Annotated in this window: 1 protein-coding gene; it reads left to right on the top strand. The window is 40.9% G+C overall.

The features are described 5' to 3' along the window. Nucleotides 1-245 precede the first annotated feature (245 nt). Nucleotides 246-763: hypothetical protein (locus AC1DLB_RS31290; protein WP_477786441.1), on the top strand; the 518-nt coding region annotated here is incomplete at its 3' end.

Here is a 763-nt window from a genome sequence, read left to right as displayed (position 1 = left end):
GCACTGTGAAGTTTCCGCGATGAGTTTTCTGAGTACGCCATCCGGTTGAAATTTAAATGAAAATTACGGCCCTGCGGCAATTGTATACGAAAACATGGGTGTGCTGGCCGCCGTCGTTACATTTATATCTGCATGTTATATTTTTTACAGTCATACGCTCTATCACCAAATAGTATAATTGCATTCACAAATTTTGCGCTAGTTTATTTTAAAACCAAGGTCGCCGAATTTTGTGGTAGTGCATCATGGCGAAAACAGTAAAAAGTACCGCAAAGACCAACCTTTATAAAAAGTATGGAGGTAAAGGGGGGCGCGCAAATAATGTATGGTTGGTTTATAGCGAAAAAATGCATCGAGATTTTGCGTTAAATTCTGATGTGCGACTTTTTCATTGGATCTGCTGGCTTGAAACTAACACGGAGGTACGTAGTTATGAGTATTTTGATAAAAATGCGCCAGCCGAACCGGACGGTCAATTGATTACAGCAGATGGCTCTGTTAAGGGCTTTTGGATTACAAAAAAAACCGCTCCTAAACTCTCTATCGATGATATTGATCACGATAAATTAGAGTCTAATCGTATATTGGTTACATCTGATGAGATTCTATCAAAGGCCCCTGAGGCTATGCGGCTTTTAAGCTCACTATCTTTTTGTGCTGGCGTACGTGGGAATGAATTAGCAGCGTTAGAAAACAAGCTTATCCTGGTTGAGCGCCAAATGATAAGAGGAACGGTGAAACAACTATTGGTGGCTCTCAGTGG

The organism is Pseudomonas sp. 05N434, from assembly GCF_056396965.1.
This window is presented reverse-complemented; position numbering and strand designations above follow the sequence as displayed.